Genomic DNA, 17,211 nt, shown 5'->3' with positions numbered 1-17,211 from the left:
CTAAAACAATGCTCTTTTTGCTACTTTTTGGAAGTATCCAAGCACAATCCTTATTACTTTCTCCAAATAGTACTTCTCCAGTAATATCGGTATCACAAATAAAAGGATATAGGGCGTCAAATCTTTCCAATAGCTCAACAATGGAAATGAAAACGTCAAGTGACGAAGCAATTATTCAGAGTATTACCAATTCCAATTTGGCATTTACTGTAAATGATGGCCCCACCTTAATGCTTTTGAGTACCAACGGCTATTTTGGTATAGGCACTTCCTCCCCTGCAGAAAGATTAGATATAAAAAATGGCAGAATCAGATTCAATGGAGAAAAAAGCCCGGGAAACCCATCGGGTTTAAGGTTTGGAGATGTTAATAATGGAACGAACTACAGATTAGAAATGAAAAATGACGATTTGATGAGAATTTTCTCAGTACAAAGTTCATTAAATCTTTTTCAAATGAATGTTAACAACGGAAACGTTGGAATAAATGTAGATCCTCAAGCGGAGGCTCTGACGGTAGCAGGCAGTGTTTCAAATAAGCAATTTGAAAATGTAGACAATAAAATCAATATTTTACTCTCAACCATTGATGGTACCTTGATAAAATCACCATCTACAAAATTTATTACCACTCCTTGGAACATTACAAGGTTTGGAAACGGCTCCAATAATTTTGTAATAACTAATAATTTCGGATATATAAATACACCAGCGAGTGCAGTTTTGAGTGCCCCCTTGCATTTTCCAAACCAAGTCAAATTAAAAAGTTTTTCATTTGATATTATTGACAATTCCACTCAAAATTACATCCAAATTTATATTGTAGGGGTAAACGCATTAACAGGAAATACAGTTCTTCAGTCTTCTTTAAACTCTAAATCATTGATATCTAGTGTGAATGTTCAAAAAATATCCGATACTCTTTTACACCAAAGCGATGCTGAAAACATAATTTATTTTTATGAAATAAGCATTCGGAAAGCCAGTGATGATTCTTCTGCGGCCTGGTCAAGTTCAACAAAAGTTGGAAACTTAGTTTTTGATTACAATTATTAAAAATTTTACAATGAAAACCTCTATTCTTCTATTAGTTATTAATTGTGCTTTTCTGGTATCAGGTACATTAATGGCACAATCTATATCATATGATCCGGGAAATGGCATTGAAACAATTAAAAATGGTATAGTATTAGATCATACAGATGGCACTATACGCCTAGGTGTTTTCTCATCCTCGCTACAGACATATATACAAACGCATAGCAATCATCCGCTATATTTTGGTACAAATAATAGCACCCCAAAAGTGGTATTAGGTCTAAACGGTAACTTAGGAATTAATCTGCCGGATGGAATAATGCCAACCGAAAAACTCGAAATAAAAAATGGAAGTATTGGATTCAGCGGTTGGGAGTCAAATATAAAACCAAATGGAATAGTCTTTACGGATGATGCCGGACTTAATTCTAAAGCTTTTTTTGGATATTCCACGGGTATTTTCAATGGTTTGGCATTTAAGTCTTTAACCACTAATCTTGAGGAAATAAGGTTCATGGAAATATCAAGTCAGCCAAGAATAAGTCTTGGCGATGTAAGTGACAACCAGACATTAAACATAAACGGAGACATGCGATTCAATTCCCTTGGTGGCTCTACAAGAAGTCTGGTATTGACAAATACAAGTTCTGTTTTAATTAAATCAAATACCAGCCCAACTCAGTCAATTTCACCATTTTCTTTTACATTTTCCGATCAAGGCAATTTAGCAAATGCAAACGTGGGTTTTTATCCTTCATTTTCGCAATCGGTCTGGATACCTTATGGTAGTTATCATTTCGTAGAAAAAGCGTTGTTGTTACCAGAGGGATCGACCATAAAAAATATTACAGCTTATCTAACGGATAATGATGCTAACAACCGGATGAGTATGTGCCTCCAAATTATAAACTCTTCAACAGGTGCTTCAAACTCTTATTGCCTTGTTACCAACACAAATTCACCTAATAATCTCCCTTATTCCTTTCAAAATGATTTAAATATAATAGTAGAAAATCAAGCCTATTCTTACGTGTTAAGAGTAGAACCTTTGAGTAATACCAGTAGCAGTGGAGTTTGGAATTCGTCAATGGGCTTTGGTGCAATAAAGGTGAGTATGGGTTATTAATATTTTGTGGTATTTTTAATATATAACTAATTTGTTTATAGTGCTTTAAATAAAATATAATGAAAAAAAAATATTCTTTTTATTAATTATTTGTTTCAAAACACTGGCTCAATCCGTTGAGCTTCGTCCAGGCTCAAATGGCTTTGTGATGATACCTAATGTAAGTACTTTAGGCACTTGTACAGTTGCTGATAAAGGGAAAGTCGTTTTTTATGGGCCGGATAATTCACTAAGGGTTTGCAATGGTACTAGTTGGTTAAATATTTCTAACTCATCTGAATTAAACTTGCCATTTTCTGCAACCCAAAGTAATGCGGATAATACTTTATTTTCGGTAAGCAATTCAAATGTTGCAAATGATAAGAGTGCTATAAAAGGTATAACTAATTCAGCTTTTGGCGGAAGTGGGATTTATGGTGTTTCTGATAACTTTTATCCTACTGGTACTACATATGGGGTTTCAGCAGTAAATAGGTCCTTGAATTCAAATGGTTATGGACTTTTCGGCTATCATACTGGATCTGGTATTGCCACTTATGGTGAGACGCCCTCTGGAGTAGGAGTTTATGGAAAGAGTATTGGAGGTATTGGTATCAAAGGGTTTTCTTTAACTGGTATTGGTGGTTATTTTATTTCGAGTTCAATGGCTTATTCATTACTTGCCATAGGAGGTAAAGTTGGCTTGGGAACGGAAACGCCAACAAAAGCATATATGGTTGTGGATGGAAAAATTGGTGCCACACACGCCATTTTTGGCGAAAACACCTCGGGTGTTGCTATTGAAAGCGACTATCCAGGTATTTCATTTAATGGATATTGGAACAGTGGGAGAAAACCTCTGATTAATGGCTATTTAGGTGGTTTGGGATTTAATCCTATTAATGGACAGATGGTCTTATATAATACCAATTCTAGTAATACTGCGGGCAATAATGTAATTACACAAGATTTAATAACAATGAATAATGCCGGTTTTGTAGGTGTAGGGATAAGTCCAGCAAATAAGTTAGATGTAAACGGAAGAATGCGAATTAGGCATACTGTTGTCTCTGACACTCAATATACTTCAGGTGTATGGATGAGTAATTCTAGTAATAGTCTTAGTATAGCAGATGGAGCTTTTTATGGCAATAAAAGTGATACGGAGACAGGGATTTTTATAGGAAATAACTGGCGATTTTGGGTAAAAAATAATGGAAATGTGGTTAATTCTGGATTTACCCAGTTGGGAAATGATATCCCTTCGGGTTCTGAGTCAGGAGCTTCTGCTCCAGCCATAAAAACTCTTAAATTAGTGGGGACAACTTCTAATTCAGATGGCGGAAATGTGATTTTAAATACAGGTATAAGTAAGTCTAAGATTTTAGATATTTCTATTTTGATAAATACGCAAAATGTGCCATTCAATTTGCCAATTTCTATTCCAAACGGCTATACGCTTGAAAATGGTTTTGAATGTCAATATATATGTATTAACTCACAGTTAAAAGTATATAATGTTCCAAGTAATAGTTACAACATTCTAAGTAAAGCTTTTACAGTTTTAATTACCTATGAAGAATAATGATTTATTTAATTGGATTTTAACTCACCTCAAAACATCCGATCAAACTCCGATGGTACTTCGGTTTCAAAACGCATGTCTATTTTCGTAACCGGATGCGTAAACGCCAACACCCATGCGTGGAGGCCAAGGCGTTTGATTGGGTTGCTTCTTGCTCCGTATTTTTCATCACCAATAACCGGGTGGCCGAGGTCTTGCATGTGTACACGAATCTGGTTTTTACGGCCTGTTTCGAGGTTTACTTTTAGTAATTGATTAAATTTAGAAGTATGCATAACTTCATAATGTGTAATCGCTTTTTGGCCGTTTGCTTCGTCTTTTGTAGAATAAACTATCAGGGCCTTGCTTTCTATCAAATATGACTCCACAGTGCCTTTGGCTTGGTGCAGTTTGCCTTCTACTACTGCCAAATAAGTTCGCTCCAATATGTTGTCGTTCCATTTTTCTTGAAGCAATTTCTGTATCGTTTGGCTTTTGGCATACATCATGATGCCGGAGGTTTCTTTGTCAAGGCGGTGAACCACAAAAATGCGGTTACTCGGGTCTTCTTTTTTTACATATTCGCTCAGTATACTGTAGGCCGTGTTGTCTTTTTGTTTTTCTGTAGCTATCGATAGCACACCCGCTTCTTTTTCTATCACGATCAGATATTCGTCTTCAAAAATAAGCTTCAGTCCTCTCAGTTTTGTTTTGACAGAAACCTTGTCGTACTTTATTTCTACTACTTGGCCCGGGCGTAGGTTTTGGTTAAACTGGCTCGTTTGGTTTCCATCCACAAAAACATTTTCTTTGAGTAAGGCCTTCACATTGTGCCTACTTTTGTGCGGCATTTTTGAAATCAAAAAGACCAATAACTCGGTTGCCTCTTCTATCTCAAATTTTAAAGGTGCTGGAGTTTTCGGTTGAATTGGTTTTCTGTGTCTTGCCGGTTGCCTCATAAAAATGCTTTTGTTTTTTTACAAAAGTACAGCTATTAGTTCAAATCAATACCGACTTAAGTTTAAAATGCGTTCCAATGAGACTAGTTTTGATTTGTTTTTAGTGTATTTCCAACCAAAATGTGTTTTTATTTATCTAGCAATAAAAGGAATAGCTATGTTGAGGTTTTTGAAATTATTCGTTTTTGTCTGTTTGCTTTTTGGATGTGAGAGCGAAAAGGCAGTTTATCCCGATAATATTTCGGGAGATTGGGTCTATGTGGGCACTTTTGACAATAGGGCCAACTACGCTTGTTATGTATGTCCAGATTTTAAAATCGAGGAAAGTATTTATAAGGTCACATTCAAAAATGAAGGAGTTTTTAATGGTAGAATCAACCTCTTGATAGCCGAAGGTTTGTATGCTGTTTCTGAGTTAAAATCAGAAAAAAATAGTCTTTCAGGTAAAATATCCATTGATAAACTACAGATTATGAATAAACCATACGAAACCGAAGCCGATGGGAAATTCCAAAATTTGTTTCAATCATCCTCTGCGTTTATGCTCAATATTGGATATGGTAAGGATAGTAACGACCAGTTGTCTCTCAGCAATGGTTCAAACGAATATTTGGTATTTGTAAGAATAAAAAAATAGGCATTGACCAGAATTTCAATTTTCTAGCCAATGCCTGAGACTATCATAATTTGCTCAAATATCAAATGCGATTTTTTCGAATAATGCAAGTAAAATCGAGCCTTCACCATTCAAAATTCACCATTAATAAAACGTTTCATTCGAAGCAAAAAAGCAAACTCGAAAGCCCACTTTAATTATCCCAGTTTACTTTTCTAGAAATATACATGGTGGTGGCAAGTATTAAAAACAGGCCAATGCTGCCAATTAGTAAGGCTGTGTCTTCCAGCTGAATGATGATAAAAATAAATCCATATAATATACTCAAAAGGGCCGCCAAAGCCAACGCAGGCTGCTTAAGAATAAACAGACTTTTGGAGAATGAAAATATGAGGCCTATAGTGGCGATGCAACTTATCAGGTAAGCGATATTAAATGTTAAAAACTCGGAAATGGACAGCAGCAACGTGTAAAACAATATCAATGCAATGCCGATAAGCCCATATTGGATTAGGTTTACTTTTAGACTAAGGAGCATTTCCATAAAAAAGAACACCAAAAATGTAAGACTCACAATCAGGAGTCCGTACTTAACCGCTCGCTCGTTTTTTTGATAATTATTGGCAGTTTCCACTAAGTTTACCCCAAACTGATAATCCGCAATATTGATGACCTCGAGGTTATAAAACACCCTAGGGAAATCTCGGTTAAGTTCCAATACATTCCATTTGGCATTAAACCCGTTTTTGTCTAAATCGTAACTCGGCAAAAATGCTCCAAAAAATCCGGGGTCTTGCCAAGTAGAGGTAAGTTCCACGGTGGTGTTTGCAGCCGTAGGGTTAAATTTAAGGTTGGTGCTTCCCCGCACGGCAAGGTCAAAAGAGTAGTCTAGTTTGCTCAAACCCGCCTCTCTTAAGTCTATGTTTTGAGCCAAATAGCCGTTTTGGCCACTGTTTTCTAAAGTAAGTTGTGCTTTGTTTATATTTATAATGATTTCCTTTTGAAGCCCCCTGATGTCATTTACTTCAAAAAGCACTTTTGCTTTTTCTAAGTTATAAATTCGGGTTTCTTTATTGGGTAAGTTTAGCGGGTCAAAACTCCCGGTTATCTTAAGGTTACTGTTGTAAACGACCACTTCGTAGATACTTTTCTTTCGTTTTTCAGGTATTATTTGCCCTTTTAAAATAAAGGTTTTCGGACTTACGTATAACATTCGGCTTTCTTTTACGATAGAAATTACTTGGCTTCCATTTACGGTTTTTTCTTGTTTTACGTTTTCTTCGTAAGGAATTTGAAATATTAAGCTGCTAATTTTTTGACCTCTACTCCATTGGTTGGTTACCTCCGTTACTACTTCATTTTTTCTGTTTTGTCTTTCGTTTACAAGGTTTTGTACGATCAGTAAAGGGATAAACATAAACAGGGCAAATGCTCCCACTAAGAGTCCTTTTCCCACTTTGGTTTTAAAAAATGATAGTTTTTCCATGTTAGTACTTATTTATTTGTTTTAGATTTTTTTGAAATTCTTTGGGTATCACTTGCATGATCAGCCACAAGGCTACTTTTGAGTTTTTTATAAGCGTGTATACGCCGATTGGCATTCGTAGCCAACTTTTGTTGGTTAGTTGTAGCATGCTTAGGAGTTTTGGGTCTAGCATCATTTTTTGAATTTCTACTAAAATCCAATGCCTCAACTCACCCAAGTTTTTACGATACGATTCTTGTAGTTTAACAGTGTACGTACTCCGGCTAAAATTTGATTTCAATGTTTGGGCTCTTTCTAATTCCCATCTAAAATAGGTGTCTGGGATGCCCGGAATACCCATTTCGGTGCCAAATCGTTTGAAAGCTGTAAATACTTCTGCTTTTTCGGCATCCGATATTGCACCATGTATTAGCTCGTGCGATTTTATAGAATAGTCAATCAGCATGTTTAATATGTCGCGATAGGCCGCATCGGGGATGTTCATTTTTCGGGCATTTTCTACACCTCCGTGTATTTGCCTTACTGCCTTTATGGTGGCCAAGGCTGTTTTTTCCTCCGAAAACAAAATGTGCCAGGCGTATTCTACGGTAGACATCATGCGTGCTATAGGTTTTGCTGGTATTTTTCCTGTGAAAAACAACCAGTCTACCGCGTTATTGAGCGAAAACTCAGCTGCCGAAGCCGCAAATATCAGCAGTACGCTGTCTGTTCTGCCCCAAATTTTTCTTACTAATGAGTCGGGTTCTACAAAATATTCAGGCATTTTCTCTTGTTTTTAATTCTACATATATCACCACAAAAAATCCAAGCACATACGCCACCACATCTCCCCAAGAAAATGAACTTCCCAATACCACTTGTAATGTTTTGTTAGACTTTATGGTGGTGCTATGCCCCCAGTTTAGGTATTGAAAAATTTCTATCAACACCGATATGAGCAAGCTCAGTAGTGCTATGTGTAGTGGTTTTAGTTTTATGAAGGTCATGAAAAAACAATAGAGGCAGATGGTAGCCAAAAAATCGCCGAAGTAGGGCCTTATGAAGGCGTCATTTACAAAAAGTGCGATGCATATTTCGGTAAGCAACAATCCCAGAAATATAAGGAAGTAGGTTTTCTTAAATGTCATCATTTTTATTAATTCAGAGTACTTTGTTTTACAAAGTATAGGTACAAAAAAAATTATTTGTTCATTTTTATAAGGGCCTCAAGCTGCTCTATGTGTAGTTGAAAAGCCGCTTTGCCGGATTCGGTCACTAAATACGTTGATTTTGGTTTTCGGTCTACAAACTCTTTTTTTACTTCTAAGTAGTGTTCTTTTTCTAAGGCCTTTAGGTGTGAAGACAGATTTCCATCCGTAAGGTCAAGCAGGTCCTTAAACTCCGTGAAACTCACCTCTTCATTGGCTATCAGCATGGCCATTATGCCAAGCCTTGCCTTGTTTTCAAATGCCTTATTAAATTTTTTCAGATTCATTTTTCATACTTTGTGTACATGATCGCACCATACAGAATATGCATTATACCGAAGCCCAGTCCCCAAAATAGTAGTGCATATTCGATAAAGAAAAGACTCAGTAAACCCAAGCTGATTTCTATCAAGCCAAGGAAATAAATGTCTTTGTAGGTGTAGTTTGCTCCATTTACCAATGCTACCCCATAAAATATTAAAGTTAAGCTAGAAATGGGCCAAATGGTTTCGTGGTATATAAATGCTCCGCAGGCTATGGCTCCAATTAGAAGTGGAACAGCAAGGTTTACCAAGAGTTTTTTTGACTGCTTGGTCCAAAGTTTCTCTTTTCGGGTTTTGGTTTTGTTAAAAGTAAAAACAAGCCCAAGCGATAAGGAAACCACTAAAGTTAAAAGTGCGATAAGCAGCAGTTCAATATCTTGTGATGGTCCTTGGCTTTCTGCCAAAGAAAAATGGCCTGTAGCATTATATACATACAATGAAGCGACGAGGGCCGTTATCCCAATTGCGATTCCTGATTTTCCACTCAATGAAAGAAATTTTGAAGATTTCTCCATGATTTGGCGAATGGCCTTTAAGTCTTCTATATGATTTGACATATCTGCTTTTTTAAAGTACTTTGAATTACAAAGTACTTTATTCTATTTTTCATTTCAAAATATTTTAATGCTTTTTGTAAAAAAAAAATACTGGTATCCGAAAAAAATAAATAAATATGGGTCATTATATCAGCCAGCATTGTTTGAACGCAATCGAAATTCTTTTTCGAATATAGTCTTAAGGTAAACTTCTGATTAAAAGAATTTTGAGTGCGTGAGTTTGCTGGGTGCTGTTTTTTTTGCTTCATTTTTTTTTTGAAAAAAAATGAAGGCCTAGGCGGCAGCCGACACAAAGTAAATAGGGGGTCATTTTTACTCAAGACAAAAAAAGTAGCTTGAATGACAATTCGGGGCCGATTTGTTTCTAAAGGATATTTTAGTCGGACGCCTTTAAAAATAAATAATTCACCCCTCATATTTCAAAATGCAGTTTTAACGCCCCCAAAGGCTAAATTTTAAAGTAATTTTAAATAAAGTTAAAGTAAAGTTTAATTTTATTTAAATATTTATTGCTTTTATGAATTTCGTTATTACTTTTGTCAAAGAAAAAATAATTATATGAAACTACCCATTATATGTCCGAGTTGCGAAGCCGAACTAAAAGTTCAGAGCTTACATTGCGACAGTTGTCAAACCAATATCAACGGATCTTTTGAATTGCCTGTCTTTTTAAAGCTCGATTTAAAGGAGCAAAACTTCATCATGGATTTTGTTCAAACGAGCGGAAGTTTGAAAGTAATGGCTCAGCAACTTAATATGAGTTACCCAACGGTGAGAAACATGCTCGACGACTTGATTAACAAAATAGAAAAACTAAAAAACACAAAATCATGAAGAAACTTATTTACAACCCGTTTGAGAGAATAGCAGGAGTGGAGGCTCTCGGTATCGGCCTTGTGGTTATGGTGTTGATTTCTGTTGTTGCACACTATAGCAATGTAGTTTTTCCGGATATTCTAGGAGCGAAAATTAGCGGTAAGGAGCACTCGTTTTTGTATCTGATTGTCCAAAACTTAGGTAACTGGATTATCTTTTCTAGTATACTTTTACTATTCGGTATTTTTGCTGGCAAGTCGCACATCAGAGCCATTGATGTTTTCGGAACTCAAGCCCTTGCTCGCATTCCTTATTTGGTTTTTACTTTTTTGGGCTTCGCCGATTTTAATGATACGCTTAACAAAATTGCCGAAAGTTTGCAAAAAGATGGCCCTCAATCTCAAGTGATTTCTGAGCTGCCATTTGTCGGTCTTTTGTTTTTGGCTGGCTTTGCTTTATTGAGCATAGCCATCGTGATTTGGATCATCGCCCTCATGTATAATGCCTTCCGTGTTTCTACCAATATCAAAGGCGAAAAATCAGCTTTCTTGTTTGTGGTAGCCATTTTGTTATCCATGGTAGTCTCTTACTTTTTTAAGGTAAATGTAGTTCGTTTATTTTTATAAATAAAATCAGTTAAATTATTATAAATCAGCATTTTGTGTAATGTTGACAGTCATTCTTTTGTCAAAATTTTAAATTAAAAAATCATGAAAAAGTTATCATTTTTATTCTTGTTTCTTTGTTTTCAAGTTGCCTTTGGGCAAAATATCGAAGGCCAGTGGAACGGCGTGCTTTCGGTACAAGGCACACAGTTGCGTTTGGTTTTTAATATTCAAAAAACAGGCGATACCTATACCGCAACCATGGACAGCCCTGACCAAGGTGCCAAAGGCATAGCCGTAACAAATACTACTTTTGATGGTACAAAAATTAGTTTAGAGGTGGCAAACGCAGGCATAAAATACGAAGGTACTTTGGCCGACGATTCTAAAATATCAGGGACTTTTTCTCAGGGTACTTTTAAAACTCCAATGGAGCTCGGTAGAGAGAAAAAAGCGGTTAAAAAAGTTGCGAGGCCGCAAGACCCAGTGGAGCCTTTGGGCTACTATGCCGAAGAGGTGAAATTTGAAAATTCGGTAGATAAAATCACGTTGGCCGGTACGCTGACATTGCCCAAAAAAGAAGGTAAGTTTCCGGTGGTGGTGCTTATAACCGGAAGTGGCCCACAAAACCGCGACGAAGAACTGATGAACCACCGTCCATTTTTAGTAATAGCTGACCATTTGACCAAAAACGGAATCGCCGTGTTGCGATACGACGACCGCGGCATGTTTGGCTCTACGGGTACTTTTAAAGGAGCCACTAGTTTTGATTTTGCCAAAGATGTAGACGCAGCTGTGGCTTATCTAAAGACAAGAAAGGAAATTGACCCAAATAAAATCGGATTGGCGGGGCATAGCGAAGGCGGTTTAATAGCTCCTTTGGTGGCATCAAAAAATGCAGATGTGGCATTTATAGTATTGTTGGCGGGTCCTGGCATACCGGGTTACGAGTTGCTACCTATTCAATCTTCATTAATTCAGCTAGCAGACGGAGCTTCGACAAAAGAGGTGCAAAAAGCAGAGAAACTCAACGCCAAGTTGTTTAAAATGGCGGGGGAAAGTACAGATACGGAGAAATTAAAAGCGGAGTTGACGGTAGAATTAAAAGAAATTTATGCTAACGCCACAAAAGAAGAATTAGCCAAAGCAGGAACTGAAGAAGAGTTTTTGAAAACGCAACTTGTAGCATTGACCGACCCGTGGTTATTGACTTTCCTAAAATATGACCCAAGACCTACTTTAGAAAAAGTAAAATGCCCGGTATTGGCACTCAATGGCTCAAAAGACCTTCAAGTGCCACCCAAAGAGGACCTAGGAGCTATAGAAAAGGCATTGAAAAAAGGCAAGAACAAAGACTTCAAAATAGTGGAACTGCCGAACCTGAACCACCTTTTCCAAGAATGTACCACCGGTTCACCAAAAGAATATGGAAAAATAGAGCAGACTTTCGCCCCAGTAGCTTTAGATACCATGACATCGTGGATATTGGAGCGAGTGAAGTGATTTCTTTGAAAAATAAGGTAAAAAAATAGCCGAACTAACACATGTCAGTTCGGCATTTTTTTTAATCATAGGTCACCTCAAAATGTTATTTTATTGTTTTCAGGGTTAAGTTTAGTGAAATCAAATTCGACGGCTTTGTTGAAGTCGCTTTTTTTAGATTTTTCTAAAAAAGAAGAATATTCGAAAAACCAACCCTCTTTATTGTATTCACCAATAAATGTCAAATAAGATTCCCAGCAAATAAAGATATTAAGAATGTGTGGGTTTATATAATAGTAATTATTGGTTCGAGATTCTTTTCCAAAAGTATTTTCTACAAAATGTTTTATGTCTTTCCGAATTACTACTTTTACTATTTCAATGGCTTTTTCGGGCATTATCTCTTTTCCAATTTCCAACTTTGTATTTGTATTTCTAAATAATCCAATTAGTGTTTGGTCGATTTGGTTTATTTTAAAAGAATATCTTCTTAAAATTTCAATATTCATATCTAGAATTTCTTCTTTTGAAAAACCTATTTCTTTTATGTTTGCATATGAATAATTTAGAAAAGAGGAGTTGAAAATCGCAGATTCATTTATTTCTCTGGGTACAAAAATATGCTTTAAAAAACTCCGATATTTTTCCTCATTTATTGTTTCTTGCTTTCTTACTAATTCGTAATAGTTAAATATTTTTTGAAATATATTTCCAATGTCAAAATAAACTAAATTATTGTGATGATGATATTGAATCTTTGACCTTAGAGTTGCGAAAAAGAAAATTACGGAAATTACATTTTGAAAGTCATAATAACTATCGAATGCGTTTATCCCTTCAAGATGCTCATTCACTTGGAATTGAAGCTTGTTTTCAACCAAATTATTAATTAGTCCTTTATAATTTTCTAAATTATTCCTTCTTTCATTTTTTAGCCTTAAAATTGGTAATTCATTTTTTGATAAGCTGAATTGAAAATATATATCAAATCTACTTGGAATTCTAATTGCTAAAACTTCATCTATTTTGTTTACTTGCATAAGGTCACTGATGCTATATGCCTCACCGAATAAAAGGTTTAAATTTGATTCAATTAATCCTGTTTTTTCTCTTGTTATTGCATCATTTTTGTATTTGTGTTTTAAAACCATCTGTAAATGTGATTGAAATACTTCATCTTGCTGATCTTGTTCATTGAGATTTTTTAAAAATTGGTCATTGAGATGTCTTCTTTTTGTTTCAGTACTGGATTTAAAATAGTAAAAGATTTTACCATTTATATTTTGCTTAGTCAAAAGCCCTAATTTGTTATCTTTTATTAAATCATAAATTTCAGGTTCTTTTATTCTAATTGTTTCTAAAATAATGAAGTCTTTCAAGTCCACCTCTCCAATTAGTGGAATAATATTAAGAGCGATGGAGTTTGATAACCTTGATACATCTCTTAAGGTGTCTATTAGATTTAATTTAGTTGGAATAATTTCATTTACAGACTCATTTATTTTTTTTAAGGTGGTAATGATTATTGTTTTCCGATATTGATTGCTTTCCACTAATAACTGATTTTCTAACATTTTTTTAACATTTCTTATTAGCTTTGATCTAAGGATTTCTTTACCAAAATGAGGCAGGTTGATTTCTAATTGGAATATTTTTTCAAGGTATTGATTGTACTCACCATTAGAATTGTCATTTAATTGAATCCTGATAAATTCTCTATCATAAGCAACTACGAAAATCAAATTTTGGAAATTTGCAGTGTTTCGAATAATCTTTAGAACTTCCAATATCTCACTTTTATTTAGCCTATCAAGATCATCAATAATTACAATTACTTTATTTTTTATTTGTTTAATTGATTTTTCTAACCTTGTTTTTAGGTAGCTTTCAGGTTGCGTTGACGAATAAAAAGGGTTGAGCCAATTAAAAAATTGGTTTGAGTTTTTATTTATAATTTTATTAGAATAAGACTTTATCAAGTTTCCAAATAAAAATTGATTTTCAATTAATTTTTTGTCTAATTCTTCAAAGAAATCCACTGAAATAGATTCCTCATTTTTTGATGACCACGGGTTGAACTCCACTGTAACTGCGTCATTTTTTTCTAAGTTTTCTCGAATCATGGAAATAAATGAAGTCTTACCAGATCCCCATTTTCCGTTTATTCCTACAGCAAATGATTTCTCAAAGTTATTTTCCTTAATTCTATCTGCTATTTCATTAGCGTATGATTCGTGGTTTAAAATATCAGTATCTCCATTTTTTGATTTAAGAGGGAGGTCTTCAAATAAAGTATTTTTTGAATTGTCTTTTATGATTTCCATTTTGGGGTAAACTAAAATCAAAAAGAGTAAAAATAAGCCGTCTGAATACTTTAGTACTTTAAATGTTTTTAGTGGCTCAAAGCTCCATATATCAATATAATTCAATCTATATGGTAAATAAATAACAAACGAAACCAAAAGTATGGTTACTAAATGCTCAAATGATCCAAGTTTGTTTTGGAATTTTAACCAACCCAAGATTAATATAAAGGTAAGCACTATCAAATCTTTCAGAATACTTCCTTGGAAATGAATTAAGAATGGGTTGATGATCAATTTATTTAAGAGCAACTCAATAGGTTCTTGAAAGAGAAAGTATAAACCAACAATTACTATTGATTTTATTAAAGGGGTTATTATGGATTTTTTAGGCATAAAAAAAATTGGATATCTAAACAAAGATACCCAATTTTTGAAAATAAAAATCATAGGTCATAATTTCGGTCCGGCGTTAATGATTTCGGGCGAACTGCCTGCTTCAAACGTCTTAAAGTTTTCTATAAATAGGCCTGCCAAGTGCTTCGCTTTTGCGTCGTAGGCCGCTTTGTCTGCCCAGGTGTTTTTAGGTACCAGTATTTCGTCGGGCACTTCTGGGCAGATTGTTGGTATTTCAAATCCAAAAATGTCGTCTTTGAGAGTAGGGGATTGCTCCAAGGTGCCATTGTGAATGGCATGGATGATGGCACGGGTATATTTCAGCTTTATCCGGCTTCCTACACCATACGCTCCACCTATCCAGCCTGTGTTTACTAGCCATACTTTGGTATTATTTTCTTTTATTTTTTCTGCCAATAGTTGGGCATATTTGCTCGGGTGCCACACCATAAAGGCCGCTCCGAAACACGCCGAAAACGTGGCTTGAGGTTCTGTAACGCCCATTTCTGTGCCCGCAACTTTAGCCGTGTAGCCACTGATAAAGTGATACATGCTTTGCTCAGGCGTAAGTTTAGATACCGGAGGCAGCACCCCATAGGCATCTGCTGTAAGGAAGATAATGTGATTCGGATGGCCGCCCATACATGGAATCTGAGCATTTGGAATATATTCGATCGGATACGCCGCTCGGGTGTTTTCGGTTATGCTGGTGTCGGTGTAATCTACCTCGTTTGTTACGGGGTTTAGCACCACGTTTTCCAGTACTGTTCCAAACTTTATGGCGTTAAATATTTCAGGTTCTTTTTCAGCCGAAAGGTCAATGGCTTTGGCGTAGCAGCCGCCTTCTATGTTAAAGATGCCGTCTGCTGACCAGCAATGCTCGTCGTCGCCTATAAGTTTACGGTCTTGGTCTGCCGAAAGTGTCGTTTTTCCGGTACCACTTAGGCCAAAAAACAGCGATACGTCGCCTGCTTCGCCCATATTTGCCGAGCAGTGCATACTCATAATTCCCTGCTTGGGCATTATGTAGTTCATGACCGTAAATACGCCTTTTTTCATTTCTCCGGCGTATTCGGTACCCAGAATCACGAATTCTTTACGCTCAAAACATAAGTCTACGCTGGTGCGTGAGTTCATGTGGGTAGTATATGGGTTTGCCGGAAATTCGCCAGCGTTAAAAATCACATAGTCGGGCTCGCCAAAAGTAGCGAGTTGCTCAGCAGTGGGCCTGATGAGCATGTTGTGCATAAATAATGCATGGTAGGGGCGGGTACAAATCACCCGAACTTTGATTTGGTATTTTGGGTCCCAACCTGCGTAGCCATCCACCACATATATGCGGGTTCGGGTATTAAAATAGTCAGTGGCACGCTGCTTATTGATGTCAAACGTGTGCTCGTCCATTTTGATGTTTACATTTCCCCACCAAATATCAGGAGAACTTTCAGGTCGCTCTATTATTCGTTTGTCTTTGGGGCTTCTGCCCGTTTTTTGACCTGACTTTAGTGAGAGGGCCCCCACACTCGTAATGTCTGCTTCTGGCTCAAATTTGATCGCAAGAGCATAAAGTTTTGCCGGCGAAGCATTTCGTATTACTTCTTTTGGCTTAATTCCGTAGGCTAATAAATTGAAAGTCTCTGACATTGATGAAATTGTATTTTTTGCTAAATTAGAAATTCATTTTTAATATTACTATGATATTCATCAAAAAAATAATATTTAGTATAATATGCTTATAAATAATTGATTATGAATATTTGTATAATGTTACTTCTAGATAAATTAGTGTTATTTTGACATTTAATACAATATTTGTCTTTTCTTAATAATTGCAATATTTCAAGATAGTTGTTTTTGGTTTTTAAGGAATAATTCAATACTTAATTTCTTGTACGCATATTTTTTCATTAAAATATTTTGTTTCTAAAATTAATCTATCGTAATATTGCAATGAAACAATGAAAGAGCATGGGTTTAGTTAAATCAGAGATATTTACAGAGCGTCAAAACGAAATTTCGAATTTGGCAAAAGCACTGGGTCATCCGGCTCGGGTAGCTATTATACAGCAGCTGTTTAAGATTCAGGGCTGTATATGTGGCGACTTGGTTACTGAAATCGGCCTTGCACAAGCCACTATTTCGCAGCACCTCAAAGAGCTGAAGTCTGTAGGGCTCATAAAAGGTAAAATAGAAGGTACGAGCGTATGTTATTGTATCGACCTTGAAAAGTGGGCGGAGCTTAAACAGATTTTTGGAGAGTTTTTAAATCAGGATATTACTATAAATACTAAATGTTGTTAAAAATATGAAACTATCAGAAGTAAAAAACGCATTGGGCAGTTTGGCTCAAATAGGTTTTAAATTGCCAGATGGCAGCCTAGTGCCTAGTCATTTTCATGTAACCGAAGTGGGAGAAATCACCAAGCACTTTATAGATTGTGGCGGTACTGTTAGACACGAAAAAGTGGCCAATTTTCAACTTTGGAATGCTAACGACTACGATCACAGACTGAACCCTGGTAAACTACTGAGTATTATTGAGCTTTCAGAGAAAGTTTTGGGCATGGGCGATCTCGAAATAGAAGTAGAATACCAAGCAGAAACTATCGGGAAATACGGTTTGAGTTTTGACGGAGTAAATTTCCTTTTGACTACCAAACAAACAGATTGTTTGGCAAAAGACAACTGTGGAATTCCTGCTGAAAAATCGAAGTTTAAGGTATTGGAAATGCCTGCGGCTGAAAGTTGCACACCGGGCTCAGGATGTTGCTAAAA

The 17,211-nt window shown here is 35.9% G+C and carries 17 protein-coding genes; 9 read left to right on the top strand and 8 right to left on the bottom strand.

Annotation, left to right across the window (positions count from 1 at the left end):
- Nucleotides 1-8: 8 nt before the first annotated feature.
- The 3 genes from ACFOOI_RS11690 (at nt 9) to ACFOOI_RS11680 (ending at nt 3,727) form a co-directional block, all read left to right on the top strand.
- Nucleotides 9-1,055: a hypothetical protein gene (locus tag ACFOOI_RS11690; RefSeq protein ID WP_379838157.1), complete on the top strand. Its 1,047-nt coding sequence runs from the start codon at nt 9-11 to the stop codon at nt 1,053-1,055.
- Nucleotides 1,056-1,065: 10 nt separating this feature from the next.
- Entirely contained in the window at nt 1,066-2,163 is a 1,098-nt protein-coding gene (locus tag ACFOOI_RS11685) for a hypothetical protein (protein ID WP_379838156.1), read from the top strand.
- A gap of 148 nt (nt 2,164-2,311) precedes the next feature.
- On the top strand, nt 2,312-3,727 hold the full coding sequence (locus ACFOOI_RS11680) for a hypothetical protein (RefSeq protein WP_379838155.1): 1,416 nt from the start codon (nt 2,312-2,314) through the stop codon (nt 3,725-3,727).
- Nucleotides 3,728-3,756: 29 nt separating this feature from the next.
- Here ACFOOI_RS11680 and ACFOOI_RS11675 read toward each other — a convergent pair whose 3' ends face one another.
- The gene (locus tag ACFOOI_RS11675; RefSeq protein WP_379838154.1) at nt 3,757-4,665 is read right to left on the bottom strand and encodes an RluA family pseudouridine synthase; all 909 of its coding nucleotides are present in this window, start codon (nt 4,663-4,665) and stop codon (nt 3,757-3,759) included.
- A 4-nt stretch (nt 4,666-4,669) separates the two neighbouring features.
- Between ACFOOI_RS11675 and ACFOOI_RS11670 the strand changes: the two genes are divergently transcribed.
- A complete protein-coding gene (locus ACFOOI_RS11670; RefSeq protein ID WP_379838153.1) occupies nt 4,670-5,302 on the top strand; it encodes a hypothetical protein in 633 nt (210 codons plus the stop codon).
- Between the two features lie 172 nt (nt 5,303-5,474).
- On the opposite strand, the gene creD is transcribed toward ACFOOI_RS11670, so the two are convergent.
- Genes creD through ACFOOI_RS11645 form a run of 5 tightly spaced genes read right to left on the bottom strand, consistent with a single transcriptional unit; the run spans nt 5,475 to nt 8,834 of the window.
- Nucleotides 5,475-6,767, bottom strand: a complete 1,293-nt coding sequence (gene creD / locus ACFOOI_RS11665) for a cell envelope integrity protein CreD (protein ID WP_379838152.1) — start codon at nt 6,765-6,767, stop codon at nt 5,475-5,477.
- Nucleotide 6,768: 1 nt separating this feature from the next.
- Complete coding sequence (locus ACFOOI_RS11660; RefSeq protein WP_379838151.1) at nt 6,769-7,530, bottom strand: oxygenase MpaB family protein; 762 nt, start codon at nt 7,528-7,530, stop codon at nt 6,769-6,771.
- Nucleotides 7,523-7,897 carry a ribosomal maturation YjgA family protein gene (locus ACFOOI_RS11655; RefSeq protein WP_379838150.1) on the bottom strand — a complete coding sequence of 125 codons (375 nt, stop codon included), beginning with the start codon at nt 7,895-7,897 and terminating at the stop codon, nt 7,523-7,525. Before ACFOOI_RS11655 ends, ACFOOI_RS11660 begins: the two co-directional genes overlap by 8 nt.
- Nucleotides 7,898-7,947: 50 nt before the next feature.
- Nucleotides 7,948-8,241: a winged helix-turn-helix domain-containing protein gene (locus ACFOOI_RS11650; RefSeq protein ID WP_379838149.1), complete on the bottom strand. Its 294-nt coding sequence runs from the start codon at nt 8,239-8,241 to the stop codon at nt 7,948-7,950.
- Nucleotides 8,238-8,834: a hypothetical protein gene (locus tag ACFOOI_RS11645; RefSeq protein ID WP_379838148.1), complete on the bottom strand. Its 597-nt coding sequence runs from the start codon at nt 8,832-8,834 to the stop codon at nt 8,238-8,240. The genes ACFOOI_RS11650 and ACFOOI_RS11645 overlap by 4 nt, the downstream gene beginning before the upstream one ends.
- Before the next feature lie 558 nt (nt 8,835-9,392).
- Between ACFOOI_RS11645 and ACFOOI_RS11640 the strand changes: the two genes are divergently transcribed.
- The 3 genes from ACFOOI_RS11640 to ACFOOI_RS11630 all read left to right on the top strand — a co-directional run bounded on the left by ACFOOI_RS11640 (nt 9,393) and on the right by ACFOOI_RS11630 (nt 11,758).
- On the top strand, nt 9,393-9,668 hold the full coding sequence (locus ACFOOI_RS11640; protein WP_379838147.1) for a DUF2089 family protein: 276 nt from the start codon (nt 9,393-9,395) through the stop codon (nt 9,666-9,668).
- A complete protein-coding gene (locus tag ACFOOI_RS11635) occupies nt 9,665-10,276 on the top strand; it encodes a hypothetical protein (RefSeq protein WP_379838146.1) in 612 nt (203 codons plus the stop codon). The genes ACFOOI_RS11640 and ACFOOI_RS11635 overlap by 4 nt, the downstream gene beginning before the upstream one ends.
- Nucleotides 10,277-10,360: 84 nt before the next feature.
- On the top strand, nt 10,361-11,758 hold the full coding sequence (locus tag ACFOOI_RS11630) for an alpha/beta hydrolase family protein (protein ID WP_379838145.1): 1,398 nt from the start codon (nt 10,361-10,363) through the stop codon (nt 11,756-11,758).
- Between the two features lie 77 nt (nt 11,759-11,835).
- Here the strand turns inward: ACFOOI_RS11630 and ACFOOI_RS11625 are convergent, their stop codons facing one another.
- A complete protein-coding gene (locus ACFOOI_RS11625; RefSeq protein WP_379838144.1) occupies nt 11,836-14,436 on the bottom strand; it encodes a KAP family P-loop NTPase fold protein in 2,601 nt (866 codons plus the stop codon).
- A gap of 57 nt (nt 14,437-14,493) precedes the next feature.
- Nucleotides 14,494-16,080, bottom strand: a complete 1,587-nt coding sequence (pckA, locus tag ACFOOI_RS11620) for a phosphoenolpyruvate carboxykinase (ATP) (protein WP_379838143.1) — start codon at nt 16,078-16,080, stop codon at nt 14,494-14,496.
- Between the two features lie 324 nt (nt 16,081-16,404).
- Between pckA and ACFOOI_RS11615 the strand changes: the two genes are divergently transcribed.
- Both ACFOOI_RS11615 and ACFOOI_RS11610 read left to right on the top strand, forming a co-directional pair.
- Nucleotides 16,405-16,737, top strand: coding sequence for an ArsR/SmtB family transcription factor (locus ACFOOI_RS11615; RefSeq protein ID WP_379838142.1), 333 nt, complete (start codon nt 16,405-16,407; stop codon nt 16,735-16,737).
- A gap of 4 nt (nt 16,738-16,741) precedes the next feature.
- A complete protein-coding gene (locus ACFOOI_RS11610) occupies nt 16,742-17,209 on the top strand; it encodes a DUF6428 family protein (RefSeq protein WP_379838141.1) in 468 nt (155 codons plus the stop codon).
- The last annotated feature ends 2 nt before the right edge of the window (nt 17,210-17,211 follow it).

It is taken from the genome of Lacihabitans lacunae (assembly GCF_042649125.1).
GTDB lineage: Bacteria > Bacteroidota > Bacteroidia > Cytophagales > Spirosomataceae > Leadbetterella > Leadbetterella lacunae.
The sequence above is the reverse complement of the archived record's forward strand: the minus strand, read 5'-3'. Positions and strand labels throughout refer to the sequence as shown.

What these genes read in the sequence shown, in the direction of transcription:
- ACFOOI_RS11670 (WP_379838153.1), top strand. Translation starts at nt 4,670, where the DNA reads ATGCTTTTGTTTTTTTACAAAAGTACAGCTATTAGTTCAAATCAATAC.
- ACFOOI_RS11655 (WP_379838150.1), bottom strand. Translation starts at nt 7,897, where the DNA reads ATGATGACATTTAAGAAAACCTACTTCCTTATATTTCTGGGATTGTTG.
- ACFOOI_RS11610 (WP_379838141.1), top strand. Translation starts at nt 16,742, where the DNA reads ATGAAACTATCAGAAGTAAAAAACGCATTGGGCAGTTTGGCTCAAATA.
- ACFOOI_RS11690 (WP_379838157.1), top strand. Translation starts at nt 9, where the DNA reads ATGCTCTTTTTGCTACTTTTTGGAAGTATCCAAGCACAATCCTTATTA.
- ACFOOI_RS11635 (WP_379838146.1), top strand. Translation starts at nt 9,665, where the DNA reads ATGAAGAAACTTATTTACAACCCGTTTGAGAGAATAGCAGGAGTGGAG.
- ACFOOI_RS11630 (WP_379838145.1), top strand. Translation starts at nt 10,361, where the DNA reads ATGAAAAAGTTATCATTTTTATTCTTGTTTCTTTGTTTTCAAGTTGCC.
- ACFOOI_RS11680 (WP_379838155.1), top strand. Translation starts at nt 2,312, where the DNA reads ATGATACCTAATGTAAGTACTTTAGGCACTTGTACAGTTGCTGATAAA.
- ACFOOI_RS11650 (WP_379838149.1), bottom strand. Translation starts at nt 8,241, where the DNA reads ATGAATCTGAAAAAATTTAATAAGGCATTTGAAAACAAGGCAAGGCTT.
- ACFOOI_RS11645 (WP_379838148.1), bottom strand. Translation starts at nt 8,834, where the DNA reads ATGTCAAATCATATAGAAGACTTAAAGGCCATTCGCCAAATCATGGAG.
- ACFOOI_RS11625 (WP_379838144.1), bottom strand. Translation starts at nt 14,436, where the DNA reads ATGCCTAAAAAATCCATAATAACCCCTTTAATAAAATCAATAGTAATT.
- ACFOOI_RS11675 (WP_379838154.1), bottom strand. Translation starts at nt 4,665, where the DNA reads ATGAGGCAACCGGCAAGACACAGAAAACCAATTCAACCGAAAACTCCA.
- ACFOOI_RS11615 (WP_379838142.1), top strand. Translation starts at nt 16,405, where the DNA reads ATGGGTTTAGTTAAATCAGAGATATTTACAGAGCGTCAAAACGAAATT.
- creD (WP_379838152.1), bottom strand. Translation starts at nt 6,767, where the DNA reads ATGGAAAAACTATCATTTTTTAAAACCAAAGTGGGAAAAGGACTCTTA.
- ACFOOI_RS11685 (WP_379838156.1), top strand. Translation starts at nt 1,066, where the DNA reads ATGAAAACCTCTATTCTTCTATTAGTTATTAATTGTGCTTTTCTGGTA.
- ACFOOI_RS11640 (WP_379838147.1), top strand. Translation starts at nt 9,393, where the DNA reads ATGAAACTACCCATTATATGTCCGAGTTGCGAAGCCGAACTAAAAGTT.
- ACFOOI_RS11660 (WP_379838151.1), bottom strand. Translation starts at nt 7,530, where the DNA reads ATGCCTGAATATTTTGTAGAACCCGACTCATTAGTAAGAAAAATTTGG.
- pckA (WP_379838143.1), bottom strand. Translation starts at nt 16,080, where the DNA reads ATGTCAGAGACTTTCAATTTATTAGCCTACGGAATTAAGCCAAAAGAA.